General features: G+C 47.0%; 14 protein-coding genes and 1 pseudogene. 11 read left to right on the top strand and 4 right to left on the bottom strand.

All coding sequences use genetic code 11. From position 1 onward, the window contains the following. Positions 1-107: 107 nt before the first annotated feature. Both ACUVJL_RS09555 and ACUVJL_RS09550 read left to right on the top strand, forming a co-directional pair. Entirely contained in the window at positions 108-1,421 is a 1,314-nt protein-coding gene (locus ACUVJL_RS09555; RefSeq protein ID WP_445245617.1) for an AAA family ATPase, read from the top strand. Beyond that, on the top strand, positions 1,418-2,275 hold the full coding sequence (locus ACUVJL_RS09550) for a DUF4435 domain-containing protein (RefSeq protein ID WP_445245616.1): 858 nt from the start codon (positions 1,418-1,420) through the stop codon (positions 2,273-2,275). The genes ACUVJL_RS09555 and ACUVJL_RS09550 overlap by 4 nt, the downstream gene beginning before the upstream one ends. On the opposite strand, the gene fmt is transcribed toward ACUVJL_RS09550, so the two are convergent. After that, positions 2,265-3,278, bottom strand: coding sequence for a methionyl-tRNA formyltransferase (fmt, locus tag ACUVJL_RS09545; RefSeq protein ID WP_445245615.1), 1,014 nt, complete (start codon positions 3,276-3,278; stop codon positions 2,265-2,267). The two genes, ACUVJL_RS09550 and fmt, sit on opposite strands and share 11 nt — an antisense overlap. Positions 3,279-3,661: 383 nt before the next feature. Then, entirely contained in the window at positions 3,662-4,240 is a 579-nt protein-coding gene (locus ACUVJL_RS09540) for a Uma2 family endonuclease (RefSeq protein ID WP_445245624.1), read from the bottom strand. A 51-nt stretch (positions 4,241-4,291) separates the two neighbouring features. Between ACUVJL_RS09540 and ACUVJL_RS09535 the strand changes: the two genes are divergently transcribed. Beyond that, positions 4,292-5,242: an RsmB/NOP family class I SAM-dependent RNA methyltransferase gene (locus ACUVJL_RS09535; RefSeq protein ID WP_445245614.1), complete on the top strand. Its 951-nt coding sequence runs from the start codon at positions 4,292-4,294 to the stop codon at positions 5,240-5,242. A 65-nt stretch (positions 5,243-5,307) separates the two neighbouring features. Then, positions 5,308-6,648 (top strand): ABC transporter substrate-binding protein, encoded by a 1,341-nt coding sequence (locus ACUVJL_RS09530; RefSeq protein WP_445245613.1) that lies wholly within the window; start codon positions 5,308-5,310, stop codon positions 6,646-6,648. Between the two features lie 471 nt (positions 6,649-7,119). On the opposite strand, the gene ACUVJL_RS09525 is transcribed toward ACUVJL_RS09530, so the two are convergent. Next, positions 7,120-7,305, bottom strand: a complete 186-nt coding sequence (locus tag ACUVJL_RS09525; RefSeq protein ID WP_445245626.1) for a hypothetical protein — start codon at positions 7,303-7,305, stop codon at positions 7,120-7,122. On the opposite strand from ACUVJL_RS09525, the gene ACUVJL_RS09520 reads away from it, so the two are divergent. The 6 genes and pseudogenes from ACUVJL_RS09520 to ACUVJL_RS09495 all read left to right on the top strand — a co-directional run. Further along, entirely contained in the window at positions 7,234-9,357 is a 2,124-nt protein-coding gene (locus tag ACUVJL_RS09520; protein ID WP_445245623.1) for an MASE1 domain-containing protein, read from the top strand. The two genes, ACUVJL_RS09525 and ACUVJL_RS09520, sit on opposite strands and share 72 nt — an antisense overlap. 1,295 nt (positions 9,358-10,652) lie before the next feature. Continuing rightward, entirely contained in the window at positions 10,653-14,381 is a 3,729-nt protein-coding gene (locus tag ACUVJL_RS09515; protein ID WP_445245612.1) for a response regulator, read from the top strand. Continuing rightward, complete coding sequence (locus tag ACUVJL_RS09510; RefSeq protein WP_332953312.1) at positions 14,374-14,748, top strand: response regulator; 375 nt, start codon at positions 14,374-14,376, stop codon at positions 14,746-14,748. Before ACUVJL_RS09515 ends, ACUVJL_RS09510 begins: the two co-directional genes overlap by 8 nt. Continuing rightward, complete coding sequence (locus ACUVJL_RS09505) at positions 14,745-15,806, top strand: adenylate/guanylate cyclase domain-containing protein (protein WP_445245611.1); 1,062 nt, start codon at positions 14,745-14,747, stop codon at positions 15,804-15,806. The genes ACUVJL_RS09510 and ACUVJL_RS09505 overlap by 4 nt, the downstream gene beginning before the upstream one ends. 34 nt (positions 15,807-15,840) lie before the next feature. Next, positions 15,841-16,359, top strand: a complete 519-nt coding sequence (locus tag ACUVJL_RS09500; RefSeq protein WP_445245610.1) for a Ycf51 family protein — start codon at positions 15,841-15,843, stop codon at positions 16,357-16,359. A gap of 286 nt (positions 16,360-16,645) precedes the next feature. Continuing rightward, positions 16,646-19,318 (top strand): annotated as a pseudogene (locus ACUVJL_RS09495) (tetratricopeptide repeat protein); the annotation flags it as partial. Between the two features lie 105 nt (positions 19,319-19,423). Here the strand turns inward: ACUVJL_RS09495 and ACUVJL_RS09490 are convergent. Beyond that, the gene (locus ACUVJL_RS09490) at positions 19,424-21,040 is read right to left on the bottom strand and encodes a sensor histidine kinase (RefSeq protein ID WP_445245609.1); all 1,617 of its coding nucleotides are present in this window, start codon (positions 21,038-21,040) and stop codon (positions 19,424-19,426) included. A 271-nt stretch (positions 21,041-21,311) separates the two neighbouring features. Here ACUVJL_RS09490 and ACUVJL_RS09485 point away from each other — a divergent pair, with 271 nt between their 5' ends. Then, the gene (locus ACUVJL_RS09485; protein WP_333230459.1) at positions 21,312-22,718 is read left to right on the top strand and encodes a TldD/PmbA family protein; all 1,407 of its coding nucleotides are present in this window, start codon (positions 21,312-21,314) and stop codon (positions 22,716-22,718) included. The last annotated feature ends 340 nt before the right edge of the window (positions 22,719-23,058 follow it).

The raw sequence follows: 23,058 nt of genomic DNA, 5'->3' as shown, positions 1-23,058 counted from the left end.
CTGCAATCTGCTATAATTTTTCTGTGACCCTAGGGAAAGGAAATATTCAAATGCGTATGCTGTAAAATTGATGGAGCGAGTATTTCAAGGTTTTATCACAAGGAAAAATGAGAATCAGTAAGATTTCTGTTACCAAACTTTTTGGAATTTTCGATCATCCGGTTTCCTTGAACCTGGAAGATAGAATCACGATTATTCATGGACCCAATGGATTTGGTAAAACAGCCTTAATCAGGTTAATTAATGGATTTTTTAATTCGCAATACTCAGAAATTATCAGCATTCCTTTTTCAGAAATTCAACTAGACTTTGATAATGGTACTTATCTGCGAATAACTAAACATATTGGTGAAAATAGCCAGCATGAACAAGACACAAAGTTAACGTTTGAATCAAATTTAGAGACTTTTTCGCTGAATTTACCTGTAGATTCAAAGGGTAATATTAGGCTCGATAACAGTAAAAATGAGCAAAGAATAAATCAACTGTTAGATATAGCCAAAGGATTAGAATTAGAAAAGAACCGCGAACTCTCCGATCGCTTATGGCTTGAACTTGAAAATGTAATTGCCGAAAAAGAACCCAAATGGCTGTCAGAAATAAAAAGCTCGATCGATGTTCGTTTTATAGAATCTCAACGTTTGTTGCATCTCTCAGAACTACCTAAAAGACGGGTAGATTGGGAACACCCATCAATGATGTTTTCAGTTAATACATATTCTAAGGAACTGGCAATAAATATTCAAACAAAGCAGGCTGAATACGGCGCATTGTCTCAATCACTTGATAGAACTTTTCCGACAAGACTTGTCAAGAACAAAGCAGGCTCAGATTTAACAGAAGAAGCACTGCGCAACAAATTAAAGGAAATTGAAGAACAACGTTCTAGTCTCATCAAAACTGGTCTTTTAGATAAAGACGAAAATCCTGATTTTCAATTAGAGGAAAATATTAATGAAATAACAAAAATCTTTTTATATGTTTATCTGGAAGATGTAGAGAAAAAAAATACTCTGTTTAACGAACTCGCTACTAAAATAGAGTTGTTTCAAAGAATTATCACAAAGCGATTTCGCTATAAAACTATCAGGATTGACAAAAAAAAGGGTTTTATATTTACCACTCCCAACGGCAAGCCTTTGTCGCCTACTGATTTATCCTCCGGGGAACAGCACCAATTAGTGATGCTTTACGAGTTGTTATTCAAAGTCAAACCTAACTCTCTGATTCTCATTGACGAACCAGAAATTTCGCTGCACTTAGCGTGGCAAGTGCAGTTTCTCAAAGATTTACAAACAATTCTTAAGTTGGCAGACTTTGACGTACTGATAGCAACTCATTCTCCCAGTATTATCGAGGATCGCTGGGATTTGACAGTGGAGTTAAAAGGGCCAGTGGAGTTAAAAGGGCCAGTTGAATGAAAGAGTATATTTCTTCCGACTCCATTGCTAACACAATTCGTATGTTACGCACCCAACACAGCGGTTCTTTTTTAATTGCTGAGGGAGATACAGATTCGCGAGTATGGAAAAACTTAGTAGACTCCACAAAGTGTTGTGTAGAAAATGCTTATAACAAGGATAATGCTGTGAAAGTGCTAAATATCCTTGAAAAAGATAACTTTGCTGGCGTTTTAGCTGTTGTTGATGCTGATTTTGACATATTAGAAGAAACTGTTCTACTCAGTCAAAACTTGCTTTTAACAGATACTCACGATCTTGAAACTATGCTGCTGAAGTCGCCAGCACTGGAAAAGGTGCTTAGGGAACACGGTTCAGCAGAAAAAATTGAGATTTTTACTAAAGCTAAAGATATCCGCCAGACTTTATGGGAAAGTGCCAAAATTATTGGTTATTTGCGATGGGCTTCGCTAAAGTTTAATTATTGTTTAAAATTTGAAGATTTAGCTTTTAATAAATTTGTGGACGATCGCACATTAATATTAAATGAATCGAAGTTGATTCAAACTGTGAAAAACCACTCTCAAAAGCCTGGACTTGACGAGCAAGAAATTAGAGCAAATATGGAGAAGTTAAAAACAGATACTCAAGATATGTGGCACGTTTGTTGCGGTCCCGATATGATTGCTATTTTGTCTATCGCACTTTGCAAAGCATTAGGTTCCTGTAACTCTAAGCAGGTTGAACCCAATGTACTAAAAATAAATTTAAGGCTAGCCTATGACTCTGCTCATTTCCGAGAGACAAAACTTTATAAATCTATTCAGACATGGGAACAAACTAATAAACCTTTCCAGGTTCTATCTAACCCGTAACTCCCGCATTCCCCAAAACTTCCCCTACAGCCAACCGAGTTCCGTTCGCAAAATCCACCCCAGACTGCACCTTTTTTCCCGGTAACTGCACCTGCCGCAACAATAATAAACCATCACCGGTTTGGACGATCGCCCCCAAGCCCTTCACAACCTTAACAACTTCCCCATTTGCGCCCGACAACTTGGCTAAAACAGGCCATTCGCGTTCCAAAACTCTCAACTCCGGCGGTAATTGCAGCCAATATTCCGGCGCGACGGGTACTGTCGCCATCACCTTCAAAGAATTGCCGCGAAAAGTCGTCGTGCAATCCGGGAAAAAGCCCCTAACTTGATTGTGAAGGGCGATCGCACTTTTCGACCAATCCAGCACATAATCGGCACTCTTAATCATCGGCGCGTAAGTCGCCTCAGCATCATCTTGAACAACAGCTTTAACCTTATCGTCTCTCAATTTTACCAAAGTTTCCACCAACAAATCCGCCCCAATTTCCGCCAACCTATCCGCCAAATAATCAGCATTATCCAACAGCGAAATACCAGCAAAAGCCTTCAACAGCATCGCCCCAGTATCCATGCCAGCATCCATCAGCATAGTAGTAATTCCTGTTGTCTTTTCCCCGTCAAAAAGACAGCGCTGAATCGGCGCCGCACCGCGATACTTCGGCAAAATTGAACCGTGAACATTAACGCAAGCCAAACTAGGAATATCCAGAATTTTTTGAGAAAGAATTTGGCCATAAGCCACCACCACAAACACATCCGCCTCCGCTTCCCGCAACTTAGCAAGGGTTTCCGCATCCTTCTTAATTCGGGGCGGCTGCCAAACCGGGAGGCTGTGATTTAAAGCCACATCTTTTACAGGTGGAGGCATCAATTTATTGCCCCTTCCCCGGCGTTTGTCCGGCTGAGTCACCACACCCACCACCTCAAATTCTGGGTGACTTAGCAAACTGGATAAAGTAGGAACAGCAAAATCGGGAGTGCCAAAAAATACAATTTTCATAGATTGTTCGTTATTAGTAAGTAGTTATCTGTCATTAGTCATCAAGTAGGTAATGGCAAAAAACCATAGTATATTGTAGAGACTCTTAAACGGGTAGGAGTTATGAGACAAGCGAGTTTATGAGTATTTTCACCCGCCGGACTCATGTAATCTTTATTTGTCAGCTCAAATAATGGTAGTTTGCTCCTAGATTATACACTTCGAGAAGAGTTCCGAGTTGTGCGATCGGCAAAAAGGATCTCGATTGACACTCAGGTTCAACTAGACTCAACAGATAACAGTTCGCGAGGCACAAGGGCTTCATCTAGTGGGTTTGTTAACTTTACCTTTGGTTTAACTTCGCCGATGACTTCACCTCCATCCTTTTTATAATCCTAACAAAATTACGCCATTAATTCATCCACCGCCACGCTAAAACCGGGCAACACAACCTGAGTTCTCGCCACATCACCAGGCTTGAACAAAACCACCTGACTTTGAGTAATTACTAATACCCAACTACTCTTAGGAAACAGCAGCCAAACTTCCAGACATCCCGATTCTAAATACTCCTGTGCCTTAGCAAAAACATCATCAGCAAAATCGCTTGGCGAAACTATCTCAGCTAGCAGCGGAAAACTCTGCGCCAAAACGGAAAACTCCCCAACTTGCGCCAACAGTTCAGGAGTAATATAAGATACATCGGGTATTCGCCCTTTTTTCAGAGTTTGACAAGTAACTTCCACATAAACTTCGCCCCCTTGGCCGCTTGAGATCATGTAACTTCTCCAGTAATAATCTAGCTTTGATTGAATGCGGCGAGTCTTTGCAGTCATTCCCGGTTTCCCCACTACTTCTCCATTGACAAATTCTACAGGATGTTTAACTATAACTTTACCGTCCACCCACTCCGTCCCGTCAGGAGGATTTTGCATCCATTCTTCCAAAGTTAAATCTAACTGTTCTACACTAGGAATTATCATCGGATTTACCTGAGCTACTGCTAATCTCAATCTTATCATATCTCCTCCCACATGGAAAACCCGTCGAATCTCCTGCTTAAACTCAGCCGCAGCTTATTTGCAGACACCGCCGAACAAGAAAAATTTATTCAGGCTGTTATCAATCCCCAAGCTTTTAATCCTGCCATCTTGTGGCTGCAACCCAAACCAACAGAAAACCCATTTACTGTCGAAATTCCCCTCTCTTGGCAACCAGAATTTGTAGATAGACTAGCCTTAGAATCCAAGCCGGGAAAACATTCCTTACATCAAGCAGGACATTACTACTGTCTCGACTTTTCATCAATCTTCGCCGCCTCCACCTTATTAACAATACCGCAGCCAATCAAACTCATCTTAGATATGTGCGCCGCCCCCGGAGGTAAAAGTGTATTTTCCTGGAAAACATTAAACCCAGAATTGCTGTTGTGCAACGAAGTTATAGGCAAACGCATGGGAATGCTTATCTCTAATTTAAGACGCTGCCAGATTCAACCATCCGCCGCCGCTAACGTCGATTCAAAAATACTTGCCGAAAAGATACCACAAACTGCTAATTTAGTAATAGTAGATGCTCCTTGTACAGGTCAATCACTCTTAGCAAAAGGAGACAAAGCACCCGGATGTTTTCATCATGTCACCATCAACAGCAATGCCAACCGCCAAAAAAGAATCTTAGCCAATTCTGCTCAAATTGTAGCGCCGCAAGGTTATCTTGCATACATGACCTGCACTTATTCAACCGCAGAAAACGAACAAGTCAGCGAATGGCTGTTAAGCAAATTCCCGGAATTTCAGCCAGTCACTGTGCCTCATTTAGAAAAATATCGATCGCACCTGACAGAAATTCCTTGCTATCGGATGTGGCCGCAAGATAGACTAGGAGCTGGAGCTTTCACCATTTTGTTTCAAAATACCTCGGATGGAGAGACTAATCAGCTACCAGCAGATTTTCTAGATGTAGCTCGTTTTACCAACCTCTAACTATCCGCGTGCATCCGCGTTCATCTGCGGTAAAAAAAATCTTCTTCCCTGAATCCAACTAAAAAATGATTTTATCCAAATTATCCAAAGCAATTAAAAAGCCACTCAAACTAGCTGTCGGCATTTTACTTACCTTAAATCTGCTAATATTAAGCGGCTGTCAAAACAGCACAACACCCGCATCCAAAAACGGCGAACCGATCGAACTCACACTGTGGCACGGCATCAATCCCCCGCCAAATCGCGACGTATTTCAAACCCTCACCGACAAATTTAACAAAACACATCCCAACATCCATATCAAACCACTTTACATCGGCCAGCCCGACCAACAACTGCCAAAAATACTAACAGCAATAGTGGGAAATGCACCGCCGGATTTGCTGTGGAATACTCCCACAATTTCAGGAAAACTAGCCGAACTAAACGCAATTGTGCCCTTAGAAAACTGGCTCGACAAATCACCCCGGAAAGCCGAAATCTACCCCGCACTCTTCGAGTCAATGGAACTCGGCGGACACACTTGGTCAGTTCCTCTAGGCACAAATAACGCCGCCATATTTTACCGTCCCAGCTTATTTGCAGCAGCCGGAATCAAAAAAGTGCCGCAGAATTGGGCGCAATTAAAGCAAGTAGCCCGATCGCTCACGCGAGACACCAACGGAGACGGTCGCACAGACCAACACGGCATAGTGCTCTCCCTAGGCAAAGGAGAATGGACAGTATTTACCTGGCTGCCATTCATGTTCAGCGCAGGCGGCGAACTTATGGCCGAAACATCTCAAACTCCCCTACCCCAAATAGACAGCCCGGGTTCTCGCGCCGCCTTAGAATTGTGGAGAGACTTGTTAAAAGAAGGTTCAGCAATACTGTCAGCACCCGAACGCGGTTACGAAATCGACAACTTCATTGCAGGCAAAGTCGCCATGCAAATCACCGGCCCGTGGACCCTAGCACAGTTGCAGCAAAGCGGTATCGACTACGCAGTCATGCCTTTACCGCTCCTCAAACGCCCCGCAGCCGTCCTAGGGGGTGAAAACCTATTTTTAATGAAAACCTCGCCAGAACGAGAGCGAGCAGCCCTAGTATTCTTAGAATACGTTATAGGTGAAGAATTCCAAACAGCATGGGCATTGGGGACAGGTTACTTGCCAATTAACTTAAAATCGAGACAGAGCCAAGCTTATCAAAGCTTTGTGGAAAAAAACCCTGTTTTGCGAGTATTTTTAGAGCAAATGAACTCAGCCAGAGCGCGACCCATTATTTCAGGTTACTCCCGCCTGTCAGAAAACCTCGGTCGCGCCATAGAGGCAACCCTTCTGGGCCGCAACCCCCAAGACGCCCTTAAAGAATCTCAAGAGCGTCTGACACTAACCTTAGATATTGCAACAGCCAAAGGGAAATAGAGAAGAGAAAATATTTTTTTGTGCTGTAAATTATCCACTTCCACTGTATTCGATCGAAAGACTTGAAGCCTCGATTACTTGGTTTAAAATGAGAGTGAAAATCACTTCTGCCAGCAATTCTAGTCAGAAACCAGTTTTTTTTGCCCCGGGCTTACCTGAAAGCTGATATTTTGTGTCGCTGTTATCGGTTACTTAGGTATTATTGAGAAGGGTACAAGATTTTAGGTTAAATTGAGTGGCGATCGCCCAATACGAAAAGACGCCGGATGTCGTTCGGTAATAAATTATTAACAAGAACCAAAAATTTACAAACCAAATGGTTAGCCATTAGAGATATTTTGGCAAAAAACTGCTCCTCCCGAAATTTATGTGCAGATTCGCTGGAACAGCAAAAAAAAACCGAACCTTCAACGGCGCCACAAAAAGTTAGCTCAAAATGTTCTCCCCCTACCTACCACCCATGACCTACCATCACTTAATAGAAAGATTTTCGCTACCCTGTGCCCGTCCCGTGCCATCTACTAAAAGCCCAACAACCGTCCACCTTTTCCCCAAACGACAATGCAGACAAAGTTCCTTAATGCCATCAAAGGGCATTCCTGTCGGTACTTCCTCGCAGTAGGCGCGATCGCCCTGACCTACTATTTGGCGTCGCAATTCGCAATTTCCACCCTTACCCTGAGTTCAGAAATTTACCCCATGTGGCCTGCTGCAGGAATTGCCCAAGCCGCCCTGCTCGTGTTCGGGCGGCAACTGTGGCCGGGAATCGCCATCGGAGGCTTTCTGTTCAGCATGAGCGTACCGTCGGCCAACATCGCCACGGCCTTGATCTCGGCAGCCGCCAGAACCCTGCAAGCGTGGACGGGAACTTATCTACTGCAGCGCATTAACTTTAGCGCAGGGCTCGATCGGCTCAAAGACGTTTTAGGAATAGTCGGACTAGCAGCCTTGGGATCTACCCTGATCAACTCCACCATCGGCAGCATCGTCGTCTGCCTGAGCGGTTTATCTAGCTGGAGCAATTTTCGCATGATTTGGGGGACTTGGTGGGTGGGAGACGCTATGGGAATTTTGCTCGTCGCCCCGCTGCTGCTGACGTGGCAACAATTGCCCAAACTCCCGAGCCCTCGCAAAAAGATAGCTGAACGAGCGATTTGGCTGCTGCTGCTGCTAGCAGTCGGCTGGCTCGTATTCTGCTCCCGCACCCGCGCCGCCTACGCCCGCTATCCCCTCGAATACTTACCATTTCCCCTAGTAGTTTGGGCTGCCTTTCGATTCGGCCAGCGCTACACAGCCCTCTCCAACTTCGTCCTCTGCGGCTTCGCCATCTGGGGCATAGCCCGAGGCAGCGGTCCCTTTCTCAAACACGCCAGCAGCATCCCCCAAGCACTGTTATCCCTGCAAGCCTTCATCGCCGTCATCGCCGTCACCGGCTTAGTCTTAGCCGCCACCGTCGCCGAACGCCACCAAGCAGAAGCCTCCCTGCGTTCTTCTGAAGAAAGATTTTCTAAGGCCTTTCACGCCTCCCCAGTCGGCATCAGCATCTGCACCCTCACAGACGGATGCTTCCTCGATGCCAACGAAAGCTTTTTGCGCTCATTAGGCTGGCTGCGGGACGAATTTATCGGCCGCACCGCCAGGGACTTAGGAATGTGGGTCAATTCAGAAGACGAGCCGCGGCTCGCCCAGATTTTGCACACACAAAATTCGACCGGCAACCAAGAAATCAAAATTCGCACCAAAACCGGCGAAGTGCGCGACTGGCTGCTGTCAGAGGAACTCATCGACCTCGGCAGCACTGAGTGTGTTTTAATCATGACCAGCGACATCACCGAACGCTTGCGTTCCGAAGAATTCCGCCGGGCCGCATTAGTAGCCGAAGCTGCAAATCGATCGAAAAGCATTTTTCTCGCCAACATGAGTCACGAACTCAGAACCCCCCTGAACCACATTATCGGCTTCAGTCAGACCCTGCAAGAGGAGGCCCGAGACCTCGGTGCCGAAGAGTTAATAGACGACCTCAAGATTATTACCTCGTCCGGCCGGGACCTACTAACCCTGATTGAAGGTATTCTCGACTTGACCAACATTGAAGCAGGCGACATCGAATTACACCTCGAAACCTTCACCATTTTAAATGTGGTTGAGCAAGTAGTCGCTACGATCGAGCCGATCGCAGAAAGAAAAAAGAATATCCTAGAAATACAATGCCCGTCAGATATTGGCTCGATGCACACCGACAAAACTAAACTCCGGCAGTCTCTGGTCAACCTCCTGAGCAATGCCTCGAAGTTTACTTCCGACGGCACGATTACTTTCGCCGTTACCCGCTCCCTCGAAACCCCCGCCGAGGCCGCCTCGAAAGGCAAAAGACTAGGAGCATATAGAGGAGATGGCAAAGCTGAAAATACCTTGTCTCTCTTGTCTGCCTCTCCAGAATGGATCATTTTTACAATCAAAGATACCGGCATTGGCATGAGTCCCGAACAGTTAGCCAGAATCTTCGATCCTTTCATGCAAGCCGATTCCTCAAGTACGAAGAAGTACGGCGGCACTGGTTTGGGGCTGACGATTACTAAGGAATTCTGCTCCATGATGGGCGGAGACATTACCGCATTCAGCGAGTTGGACAAAGGTTCTACTTTTACAATTCGGCTGCCAGCTATTTTGACCGACTTTTCGGAATCAACCGAAAACTCTGATAAATAATAATTTGTTGACAGTTATTTTCGCTCCCTGGCAATTTTATTAGCCTCGGCAATTGGCTGATTCTTTCGCTAGCAGGTAGAAAGATTTTGAACCTAATTTATCACTTGGCTCAACTGATTTATTTTGGGGTCATTTGGGGATGATCGATGTATGATAGGATATTTAGTTATCTAACCTAATTAACTTCGCAGTCACTACGAAATCCTGATTCATTCAGAGAGAAAGAAAGCTTTAGTTATCACTATAAACTTATAAATTATATTGTTTGGGCGCGAAGGGCGCTAATAAAATAGGTTCTCCCTCAGGGGACGCAGATTCCTATCTGGTCGGGAAACGGTAACAATAAAATAGGTGATTTTACCGGAGATGATCGGGAGCATCTGTGATCCGAGTAAAAAGCAGAACAGAGATGCTCCCACATGATCTCATTCGGATTCCCTGGTTGATGGCGGGAAAATTCGTTAAAATAAGTTATACCATTTTTGATTTTAGACTTCGGCGTGAGCGCGAGCGTCGAAGGATTGTAGATTAAATAATTGGGGATGACTGACTCGATATGGGTTTGCAGCACGGGCCTACAGTTGCATTCTTTTTTGAAGTCGGTCTTAAAAAAGTGCGTTAGCGAAGCCCTCGAAGAGGATCGGACTCGCTCGCGACATATGGGTAACAATAAAGCAGGTACTCTCATGCTGAGTGTCGATCCCCCAGCTTAATCAAGCAAGAGGGCCCATCGGGCGCTCGACAGTCAAAACCCAGCTAAAACCGTCCACTAATTTTGTCATGAGGCTCAGCACTCTCGCTCCCGACACCCGGTTTCTTCACCTCAGTCGGGCAGTCAAAAAAGCGATTTTTGGCAGAAACCGGGTTTTTGAGCGTAAGTTCAGTATCATAAGATGATATCATTTTTAAGGGTGCAATCTACATTCAGAGCATTAGTTTGGTGACCATCGAAAAATTTTTGAGAATATACCAACCACCAAGAGGGTGAGGACGTTCTTAATTGCTAAAATCCTTGCGATCGATTGTTTCTTCTTTATTTGTTGCTTCTTTTTACCCGCTCGCGACAAGCCAGGGAACGAAGCCGAAGGCTGCCGCAGGGCCTTCTTCCTTCTGCTATAAATATAATCAGCGCAGTTTGAAAGATTGTCGATAGCAGAGATGCTCGCTCGGCTTCTCGATAAAACCTATGATTTGCTCGCGACTCGCGTACCTTTCCACTAACTGTATAGCTGGGTATATATACAATTAATTAAAAAGATATACTGTAGAAAGTTGCCTACAAAGCGCCAGAAATTATGCATCCCCACCTCCAGCGCCAACTCGAACAGCTCGGTTTAGCCGGCGAGTCCCCCCCTCCCACTGCCGAGCAGTGGCAGCTATTGTTAGAGCAGGTAAGTGGTAGCTATGACTGCGCTGTTTGGCAGCAGAAACCGCTGCTGCAGGTTTGTTTGAGCTCCGAGCCGATGGCGCTACAGGATTTTGCACCCTCGCCCCAGTCGCCTCAAGACTCTCTAACAGCTTCAGAGATCGATCGACTGCAGGCGACTGTCAACAGTTTGGGGATCCTATTGTGTATCATTGACGCGAAGGGGTTTGTCATCTCGGTGAATCCAGAGGTCGAACGCTTGCTGGGGTGTCGAGAGTCGGAACTTGCAGGTGTTTCCCTGCTAGAGCGCATCGCCAGGAGGCAAAATCAAAGCAAGAAATCCCAAGTTTTGACGCCTCCGAAACAGTCGCCAAGCAATAGTGAAGATGCAGCGATCGCACCTACACTAGGTTTACAAGAGGCGAGAGCCTCCGGTCAACCAAGCAGCAATTGGGAGGATCAGTTTCAAAGCCACGACGGCAAGATTTTACCAGTTTCCTATTTTTTTAATCCCGCAGTTGAGGGCGGCGAAATCTCAGTCTTGGGGTTTTTTGACATTTTTGACATTATTAGAGAACACAAGCAATCGCTCTCGATGCTGCAAGCAGTTCTAGAATCTACAGATGCGGCAATTCTGGCGGTTGACAGCAACGGCAATATATGCAATTATAATCAGAAATTTGTCGAGATGTGGGGTTTGTCCGCCAGCCAAGGACAGTTGAGCCGATCGACCTTCGACCGTGTCAAAAAAACTATAGAAACAGGATTCCCCAACGCCCGGGAACAATTAAAAGACCCCCAAGGATTTATCGAAAACGTGATCAAAGTGTCGGCAGATCCAGATACTAAAATTTGCGAATTATTAGAATTTAAAGATGGAAAAATTATCGAATTAAATTCGTTACCATCAAAAAAAGTCGGAGCGAACAGAGTCGGGAGAGTCTGGAGCTTTCGAGACGTTACCGAGCGCAAAAAAGTAGAACAATCTTTGCAGTATCGAGTAGAATTCGCTCATTTGATTGCCAGTTTGTCAACCCATTTCATCAGCCAACCCTTATCAGAAATAGACAAAGGCATCGATCGAACTCTGGAAGCGGTCGCCACCTTGAGCGGGTTTGACCGCAGTTACATCTACCTGTTATCTGAAGACAAAACCCGCGCCGACAAAACCTACGAGTGGTGCGCCCTCGGCCTTCGGGCAATAAAAGACAGCAGCGACAAACAAATAGATATGGCACAAATCCCTTGGATCGCAGAAAAACTCGCTCGCGCCGAAGGCCTTTATATTCCAGAAATCGGCGAACTCACGCCCCCAGCCCTCGCCGAAATTGCCTATTTTATCGGTCAAAATCCAGCAGAATTCCAGACAGACTTCCCATCCCAAACAGCCAATCAAACAGCAATCCCCTCCATACCTTCAATTGGCGCTTCCATCAATAATGTAGAATCAAAAAAACCGCAAAAAAATATCCAATCGCTGATAATTATTCCCCTAATTTCCCGTAAAATTTTAGTAGGATTTCTCGGATTCGATGCCTTAAAGCAAAGAACAGGTCAATCGCCCGAAATATCCACACAGTTAAAAATGGTAGGAGAAATGCTCGCCAATGCCCTAGAGCGCAAGCGAACAGAAATTGCCTTGATCCAAGAGAAAATAAGCTACCGCAGCATCTTTGAAAACGCAGTCGAAGGCATATTCCAGACAACGCCGACCGGGCGCTACCTCCGCGCTAATCGCGCACTAGCCGAGATTTACGGCTACGAATCCTCTGCCCAAATGCTAGCCGAACTCACAGATATCAACCGCCAATTTTACGTTGACCCGAATCGGCGCGCCGAGTTTATGGCCGAATTGGGCGCGGTCCGCCAAGTGTCAAAATTTGAATCCCAAGTCTACCGCCGAGACGGCAGCACGATCTGGATTTCTGAAAACGCCCGCAGCATCTGCGACGAAAGCGGCAGGGTTTTGTACTACGAAGGCACAGTCCAAGACATCACCGCTGGCAAACTTGCAGAATCCTCCTTGCATCAGGCTCTAGAAGCAGCAGAATCAGCAAACCGGGCAAAAAGCACATTTCTGGCCAACATGAGCCACGAACTGCGCACACCCCTCAACGCCATCATCGGCTACAGCGAAATGCTCACAGAAGAAGCCGAAGAGTTGGGCGATGAAGCTTTCGTCCCGGACCTCGAAAAAATCCGCAGCGCCGGCAAACACCTGCTGTCGATGATCGACGATATCCTAGATATCTCTAAAATTGAAGCAGGTCGAATGGATCTCTACTTAGAAACCTTCGACATCCATGCCTTAATTGAAAGCGCTGTCGCTACGGCGAGGCCGCTAGTGGAGAAAAACGGCAACACCGTAGAAGTGTACTGTCGAGACAACCTCGACACCATGCACGCTGACATGACCAAAGTCCGGCAAGTGCTACTGAACCTGCTCAGCAACGCTGCCAAGTTCACGCAAAATGGGAAAATTGCGATCGGAGTGGAAAGAATTAAAAATGAACAATTAAAAATGATAAATCAAGAGGAATCTTCCCAAATTTTAATTTCCAACTCCGAGTTTTTAAGTTTCCGCGTCGCCGACACCGGTATCGGCATGACAAAAGAGCAATTGCAGCGAGTTTTCCAACCTTTCACCCAAGCTGACGCCTCGACTACCCGCAAGTACGGTGGCACCGGTTTGGGACTAGCTATCAGCCAGCGCTTCTGTCAGATGATGGGCGGCAGCATTGAAGCCAGCAGCACCTTGGGCTCTGGCACCACCTTCACCGTACTCTTGCCCAGCGCCATCCAACAGCCGGAAATCCCCAACAAAGTCCGCGACAGCGCTAGCTCTCCCGGGGCCCCCGCTGTGGGCACGGTGCTGGTAGTTGACGACGACCCACTCTCGCGGGATTTGATCGAGCGCGCCCTCTCTCGCCAAGGACTGCACATAGAAGTCGCCGACAGCGGCGAGCAAGCCCTCAGACTCGCTAAAAAACTGCGGCCTGATGTCATTACCCTCGACGTGATCATGCCGGGAATGGACGGCTGGACTGTGCTTTCGGCCCTGAAGGCTGATCCTGAGCTTGCCTCCATTCCGGTAATCCTGCTATCCTTTGTGGGCAACAAAAGCCTCGGCTTTGCATTGGGGGCCTCGGACTACCTCACCAAACCAGTGGACGGCAAACGCCTGGCTGCTTTGTTGAACAAGTACCGACGCGACCAAGACTGCGTTGCAAGTAACAATTTGACCGGTCAGATTCTAATTGTGGAAGACGACGTTGCCACCCGCAAAATACTGCGACGCATACTAGAAAAACAAGGCTGGGCAGTAACGGAAGCTGATAGTGGGCGCGCTGCTCTCGAGAAGCTAGAAATTGCCCGGCCACATTTGATCCTGCTGGATTTGATGCTGCCAGATATGGATGGCTTTGAGTTGATCGGCGAACTTCGCAAATCGCATTCTCGAGATCCTATACCCATAGTAGCGATCACGGGTAAAGACCTAACTCCAGGCGAAAGCCAGCAGCTAAACGGCTACGTCGCTCGGGTGCTACAAAAGGGAGTCTACAGTTGCGATACTTTGTTGCGCGATGTTCGCTCTATAGTGAATGACAGGTTCGATCGCAGGTACGACTCGAAAGGCAAGGAGAAAACCAATGGCTAAAATCCTGTTGGTCGAAGATAACGAAATGAATAGGGATATGCTTTCCCGGCGTCTGGCCCGCAAGGGACATGAGGTATTTATTGCTGTTGACGGTGCTGAGGGAGTGTCGATGGCGCTCGCCAAAGTACCAGATTTGATTCTGATGGATATGAGTCTGCCAGTGCTCGACGGGTGGCAAGCAACCCAGCAAATTAAGGCGACTCCTGAAACTAGCAGGATTCCGGTGATTGCGCTGACGGCTCACGCCATGGCGGGCGATCGCGAAAAGTGTTTGGCCGCCGGCTGCAACGACTACGACACCAAACCCGTCGAGTTTCCCCGACTTTTGGGTAAAATTGAAATGCTTCTGAAAGAGGCGATGACATGAAAGGTGACGAGGGCAGCGTACTGGTTGTTGACGACAATGAGGTAAACCGCGATTTGCTCGCCCGCCGACTTCAGCGTCAAGGCCATGTGGTGACGGTTGCTGAAGATGGTCTCCAAGCTCTGGAAATGTTGCGAAGAGATCCTTTTGATTTGGTTCTCCTAGACATTATGATGCCGCAAATGAACGGCTATCAAGTGCTGGAAAATCTGAAGGCGGACGAAAAGTTGCGCCATATCCCGGTGATTATGATTTCGGCGGTAGACGATATCGACAGTGTCGTCCGGTGTATAGAGTTGGGGGCGGAGGATTATCTTTCTAAACCGTTTAATCCGGTATTGCTCAAGGCTCGGATTAGCGCTTGTTTGGAAAAGAAGCGGCTGCGGGATAAGGAGCAGGCGTATTTACAGGAGTTAGGCCTGGAAAAGGAAAAGTCCGAGCGTTTGCTGTTAAATATTTTACCGAAGGCGATCGCGCAGCGCCTCAAACACGGGGAAAGTACGATCGCAGACAGTTTCGCTGAGGTAACAGTGATGTTTGCCGATTTGGTGGGTTTTACTAAGCTTTCGGCTCATTTGTTGCCGGCCCAGTTGGTGGAGTTGCTCAACGAGATTTTTTCGGCTTTTGACGAGTTGGCCGATCGCTACGGACTTGAGAAAATTAAGACGATCGGCGATGCTTATATGGTAGTGGGCGGTTTGCCGACGCCCTGCGACAACCACGCCGACTCGATCGCCGAAATGGCGCTGGACATTCAAGCAGCAATGACTAAGATGCGTACCAAGGGAGGCGAGCCGCTCAGCATCCGGATCGGCATCCACACAGGCCCGGTGGAAGCTGGGGTAATCGGTACTAAAAAATTTACTTACGATTTGTGGGGAGATACGGTAAATACAGCTTCCCGGATGGAATCTCAAGGCGTCTCCGGCGCCATTCAGGTGACTGTTGCTACCTACGAGCGCCTGCGGGATAAGTACGTTTTCCAGGAGCGGGGCGTGATTCCGGTGAAAGGCAAAGGCGATATGATGACTTATCTGCTTGTGGCCCGAAACGCCTCATGACTAATGACCAAATGACCAATTACCAAATTGACAAATGACCGTAAATTCTAGCCTTTTAATGTACGCCCAATGGGCGGGAATTCTGACTGTAGCTTTAGCTATTTTAACAGTTATAGCATTTATCTTCAAATGGGGTTTTCGCTTCCGATTGGTAGGAGTGACAAGCTTTATGGCCGTAATTGCTGCGGGTATATTTGGTCTGGGTTTGGGACTGTTTGCCCGTACAGAAATTCCTGGTGCTGTGCGCTATTCTTTAGTTTACGATACTGGCGGCGCTCAAACAGTAGTTTCTGTGCCATCTTCGATCACCGAATCGGAATTAGAAGCAACGATGCAGCAAGTGGCTGCGGATTTGTACTCTCCAGGGCGATCGGGACGGGGTAGAGACTACTTGACTATCCGGGTTCGTACAGTTATACATCCAGAGCCTGGAGTGTCGCAGCCGCTGTTTTTGGGCGAGGTGAGGCGATCGCTGGCGACTCGTTATGATGACAAAATGGCGATCGAAATCTTCCCCGAAAAAGTTGCAATTTTGAAAAAATACCAAGCCTGATAAATGCTGTAGGGGCGGGTTTTACAAATAATAATTGCCGAAAACCGACAATCTCAAAAACCCGCCCCTACCGTTAGATGATTCGGCGATTGAAATCGCTTCTTGTCAAACGAAGTCCCTCTCTAAGAGACTGAGATAGCATAGAAATAATACTTTTAAATTATCACAAAAATCTCAAATTATGACTCAAGAATCCGAAAAAAAGAAAGCTGGTTGGGAAAGACTGGATGAAAAATATTATCTAGCTTTAACCCCGGAAGAACGCAAACTGAAATTGATGAGAATTCAAGCTTTAATTGATGAGGATAGCCAAACACCAGAACAAAAAGTAGATTTGTTTTTTGAACAATCTTTATTGTATAGCTTTCCTGAAGAATATGCAGAGGCGATCACATCCTACGACAAAGCCTTAGAAATCAAACCAGATTTACACGAAGCCTGGAACAATCGGGGAGTTGCACTGTATAACTTAGGCTTGTTTGAAGATGCGATTGCCTCCTACGACAAAGCCTTAGAATTCCAACCAGATGATCACGAAGCCTGGAACAATCGGGGCATTGCACTGTGTAATTTAGGCAGGCATGAAGAGGCGATCGCCGACTACGACAAAGCCTTAGAATTCAAACCAGATTATTACGAAGCCTGGTACAGTCGGGGCTATACACTGTATAATTTAGGCAGGCTAGAAGATGAGATCGCATCCTACGACAAAGCCTTAGAATTCAAACCAGATTATTACGAAGCCTGGTACAGTCGGGGCATTGCACTGTATAATTTAGGCAGGCTAGAAGAGGCGATCGCCGACTACGAAAAATCCTTAGAAATCAAACCAGATTATCACGAAGCCTGGTATAATCGGGGCAATGCACTGGGTAATTTAGGCAGGTGGGAAGAAGCGATCGCCGACTACGACAAATCCTTAGAATTCAAACCAGAATACCACGAAGCCTGGTACAATCGGGGCTTTGCACTGGGTAATTTAGGCAGGTGGGAAGAAGCGAGCACCGACTACGACAAAGCCTTAGAATTCAAACCAGATTTACACGAAGCCTGGTACAATCGGGGCATTGCACTGTATAATTTAGGCAGGCTTAAAGATGCGATAGCCTCTTTCGACAAAGCCTTAGAATTCAAACCAGAAGACCACGAAGCCTGGAATAATCGGGGCATTGCACTGTATAATTTAGGCAGGCTTGAAGATGCGATAGCCTCTTTCGACAAAGCCTTAGAATTCAAACCAGAAGACCACGAAGCCTGGAACAATCGGGGCTTTACACTGGGTAATTTAGGCAGGCTAGAAGAGGCGATAGCCGACTACGACAAAGCCTTAGAAATCAAACCAGAAGACCACGAAGCCTGGATTAATCGGGGCGTTATACTGGGTAATTTAGGTAGGCTTGAAGAAGCGATAGCCGACTACGACAAAGCCTTAGAATTCAAACCAGATTTACACGAAGCCTGGTCCAATCGGGGCGTTATACTGGGTAATTTAGGTAGGCTTGAAGATGCGATAGCCGACTACGACAAAGCCTTAGAATTCAAACCAGATTATTACGAAGCCTGGATTAATCGGGGCAATGCACTGGGTAATTTAGGTAGGCTTGAAGAAGCGATAGCCGACTACGACAAAGCCTTAGAATTCAAACCAGAAGACCACGAAGCCTGGTACAATCGGGGCATTGCACTGGATGATTTAGGCAGGCTTGAAGAAGCGATAGCCGACTACGACAAAGCCTAAGAATTCAAACCAGATTATCACGAAGCCTCGTACAATCGGGGCAAGGCACTGGGTAATTTAGGCAGGTGGGGAGAAGCGATAGCCGACTACGACAAAGCCTTAGAATTCAAACCAGATTATCACGAAGCCTGGATTAATCGGGGCAATGCACTGGGTAATTTAGGTAGGCTTGAAGAAGCGATAGCCGACTACGACAAAGCCTTAGAATTCAAACCAGATTATCACGAAGCCTGGTACAATCGGGGCGTTATACTGGGTAATTTAGGCAGGTGGGAAGATGCGATCGCATCCTACGACAAAGCCTTAGAATTCAAACCAGATAAACATGAAGCCTGGTCCAATCGGGGAGTTGCACTGTATAACTTAGGCTTGTTTAAAGGAGCGATAGCCGACTACGACAAAGCCTTAGAAATCAAACCAGATAAACATGAAGCCTGGAACAATCGGGGAGTTGCACTGTATAACTTAGGCTTGTTTGAAGGAGCGATAGCCGACTACGACAAAGCCTTAGAAATCAAACCAGATTATCACGAAGCCTGGTACAATCGGGGCAATGCACTGTATAATTTAGGCGGGTGGGAAGAAGCGATAGCCGACTACGACAAAGCCTTAGAAATCAAACCAGATTTACACGAAGCCTGGTACAGTCGGGGCGTTATACTGGATGATTTAGGCTTGTTTGAAAATGCGATAGCCGACTACGACAAAGCCTTAGAATTCAAACCCGATAAAGACGAAGCCTGGTACAATCGGGGCAATGCACTGCGTAATTTAGGCAGGTGGGAAGATGCGATCGCTTCCTACGACAAAGCCTTAGAAATCAAACCCGATAAAGACGAAGCCTGGTACAATCGGGGCAGTGCACTGGCTGGTTTAGGAAGATTGGAAGAAGCGATCGCCTCCTACGACAAAGCCTTAGAATTCAAACCTGATTCATACGGAGCCTGGAACAATCGGGGCATTGCACTGCGTAATTTAGGAAGATTAGAAGAAGCCATCGCCTCCTACGACAAAGCCTTAAAAATCAAACCAGATGACCCCGAAGCATTCTATAATAAAGCTTGCTGTTATGCGTTACACAGTCAGATTGACCAAGCAATTCATAATTTGCAGCAAGCCATCAATCTGAACCCTGACGAATACCGAGAAATGGCAAAAACTGACTCGGATTTTGACAGCATTCGATCGCATACTCGGTTTCAAGCCTTGATTCAAGAATAGGGATTTGCCGCCCAAGCGGGGGCGAGGCGGGTTTATGAGATTATCGGTTTTAGGCAATTATGGTTGGTAAAACCCGCCCCTACAGATTTTGCCAATAATTAATAACTATTGCAGCGGCAAAAATACTGTCATTACCTCGCCCTTTTGGGGCCGTTGGCGAATTACCAACTTCCCGCCAGCAGCCCGAAATAAATTCTTAGTCACGCTCAAGTTTAAACTCAAACTTCCTGTCTCCGGCTGCACCATCAACAAAGGCCCGATCGAGCGCAAAGGACCATTCGCCTTAGCTGCAAAATTCGATGCGCCATTATCTTCAGGTAGGTGTTCCGATTCCAACTGCAACTTTAACTGATCGCCGGCCAATGTCACCTCCACCTGAATGCGACTCCCCGAGGGCAATGTTCGAGTAAAATTTTCAATCAAATTAGTTAAAACCTGATCCAACATCGTCGGATCGCTGACTACTGCAGGCAATTTTTTCGGCACAATAACTTCCAAAGTGTGGTTGCGAACAGCAGCCTGTTTTTGCCATCGGGGAATGCTATTTTGCAGCACTTCACCGAGGGACATTGCTGTTAGCTGCACCCCAGCATTTTTAGCTTGCGACATTTCCAGTTCCACGGCGCGGAAAATTAAACCGAAGCGATCGATCTGAGAGGTACACTCAGCATCAATCATTTCCAAACGCTTGACCACCACTGGGTCGAGTTTGGGACGTTTCAGCAACAATCGAGTCAGCGTGCGAATGGTCGCCAAAGGTGTGCGGACTTCGTGGGCGATCGCCTGTAGCAATTCCACCTCTTTAGTAGCCAGAGGAATTGGAGATTTGCAGTTGATATCTGTAGGCGATAACTTTTGATGCCTCGGGTTCAAACCATCATCAATTCTTTCATCCTTCACCCTACCGGAGTCCTCGCTCCTGATCGGCAAATTATGCAACAGCAAGCGGCTGAACTGCATCACTGTTTGATAGCTTGGAGCAATAGGCGAAAACTGCTGGAACAGCGCGTCTAATTTAGTAGAATTATTAGTTAATTGGTTAACTGGCAAATTGAAGCCGCTGTCCGAATTGGCAAGCAAACAGTCGCTTTCAGTCACCCGGCGCCGCAAAACTTCCCAAGCTTTGGCGACTACTTGTGGGTCGAAAGAAAATAGAAAAGCCGGAATTCCTGCAGAATTTTCACCCAAAACCATCACCAGGCTAAAACTAGCAGTTAAAACCAAACAAAACTGCTCGTTCGCCAAAGGATCGCCGATCGCCAAAGCCAAAGCCGGGGCCGCCGCAGGCGCTGATTCTTGCACCTGGGCCGCCGGCAGTAGAGCTAAAGTTTGTCTAGCACGAAAAGACCACAAAGCTGCATCGTTGTCGGGAATACTGGTAAAAATCCAATTGGCAAAGCCGTTGGCTAAAGCAGGGTCAGTCAAAACTGAAGATGGACCGGACAACACCAATCCCTGACAGGAATGGGGGATGGTCGATCGAGAATTTGCTCGATCGGCATCTGTTTTTTGTCCGGGTTTTTGCCGATCGAGCATTTGATTCAAAGTTGCGATCGCCCCGTACCATTCCTGTTCAGCTTTCAGCCGAGAAGCCCCACGGCTCCCAGGACACCGATGGCGGTTGTTTTCTCCGGCCAACTTAGCATCAAAGAGACTGAGGTCATTTTCTTGGCCTTCGGAGGCTAAAATGTCGCTTATTGTCGGTAAAAAGTAAGTATTCATAGTAGTTATAAACCCACCTTCACAGGTATGAAGCATGAAGTATTTATGTATAGGAGAGTTCAGGAGTTAGGAGTCAAGCACCAGCAAGATGAAAAAATCCCGCATAATTTCTTGCGCCTTCCTCCTAACTCACAGGATATCCACATTTGTCAACTAACGATATTGGCAGAACCGTACCAATAAGTCGCAATCTCCGCGCTTGGGGCGATATTTTACACGATCGCCCTGACAAAAGTGCAAAATGAAGTCAGTTAAACACCGTGCTTTCCTTATGCCTACCTCGATCGCCGACTCGAAAAATCTGCTGTCAGACTTAATGGCACGCTACCGCCACCAAGTCGATTATCTGGCAATTCGACTGGAAGAAGCCGAAGGCACCGACATCCTGCTGCGGGGCGAAAAAATTGAAACCCTCAGCGAAGGAGTCTCAATTGGCGGCCAAGTCAGAGCTTGTCACAAAGGCGGCTGGGGCTTTGCCAGCTTTAACCGACTTTCCACCCTCGCCGAAAGAATCGAAGAAGCCATCGCCGCGGCTAAACTCATTGGCGAAGAAGAAACGATTCTGGCACCAGTGACCCCAGTACAAGACATTTGCTTGCTGCCGCTGACAGGAACAGACCCGCGTCTGGTTCCCCTAATTGACAAAAAGCAATTGTGCGATCGCTACGCGGCCATTCTCCGCAGCATAGACCCCCGCATCGCCACCATCTCCGTGCGCTACGGCGACAGCACCCAGCGCATCATCCTCGCCACCTCCGAAGGCACCATGCTCGAACAAGGTTGGGCAGACATGGAAATGCGCTTTGCGGCCACAGCCCGCAGCGGAGAAACCGTACAAACCGGCCGCGAAACCACCGGTTCGCGCAAAGCCTACGAAGACTTAACCGAGCTCGATGTTCAAGTTCGCAGCGCCGCCCAGCGCGCCGTAGATTCCTTAGCCTTACCCCCCGTCCAAGGGAACACCTACACCGTCGTCATCGACCCAATTTTGACCGGATTGTTCGTCCACGAAGCCTTCGGGCATCTTTCCGAAGCCGACATGGCCTACGAAAATCCCGACATTTTGGAAATTATGACCCTCGGCCGCCAGTTCGGCCCAGAAAATTTGCAAATTTTCGACGGTGCAGCGCCCGAGGGACACCGGGGCAGCTATTTCTACGACGACGAAGGTACTCCCGCGACTACTACTCAGTTAATTAAAGACGGCGCTTTAGTCGGGCGGCTGCACTCGCGGGAAACTGCGGGCAAATTGGGAGAAACGCCTACTGGCAATGCTCGCTGTTTGAATTATCACTATCCGCCGATCGTCCGTATGACGAATACTTGGATCGAACGGGGTGACACGCCAGTTGCTGACCTATTTTCTGGTATCAAAGAAGGAGTTTATGCGCGCAATTGGCAAGGCGGCATGACTAACGGCGAAATGTTTACTTTCAGTGCCGGCGAAGCTTGGATGATCCGCGACGGAAAACTAGACAATCCGGTGCGGGATGTTACTCTTTCGGGTAATGTTTTTAGCACTTTAGCCGATATTGAGGCGATCGGCGACGATTTCTACTGGGATGAATCCGGCGGCTGTGGCAAGGCAGGACAAAGCGGTTTGCCCGTGGGCTGTGGCGGTCCCAGTTTGCGGATTCGCGATGTCGTTGTTGGCGGTGAAGCTGCGGAAGAAGATTAAAGATCCAAAAGTTTAAAAAATAAAGGTAAAGCGCCAGATTCCTACTCGCCCTTTACCTTTATTTTTTGAGTGCAACATAAAGCGCCCGTTTGTGGCATCTGATATCTTGAGCACCCTTGGCCAAAAAACCCCAATAGCCAAAAATTATGTGTTGAGTCGTCCCATACCGCTAAAAAATCGGTTTTTTGGTACGCAGTACGTAGGGCTTGCTGAATAAGCCTAAAAGCCTTATCTGAAAAGACTTTGACTCGCGATCGGCGCGGATAAAGTGTAAGACTATGAGGTAAAATCAGTCAAAAGCCATGCACAGCATCACTTTCGTTCATGTACCGAAAACTTG

Source organism: Microcoleus sp. OTE_8_concoct_300 (assembly GCF_031383065.1).
In the GTDB taxonomy this organism is placed as follows: domain Bacteria; phylum Cyanobacteriota; class Cyanobacteriia; order Cyanobacteriales; family Microcoleaceae; genus Microcoleus.
This window is presented reverse-complemented; position numbering and strand designations above follow the sequence as displayed.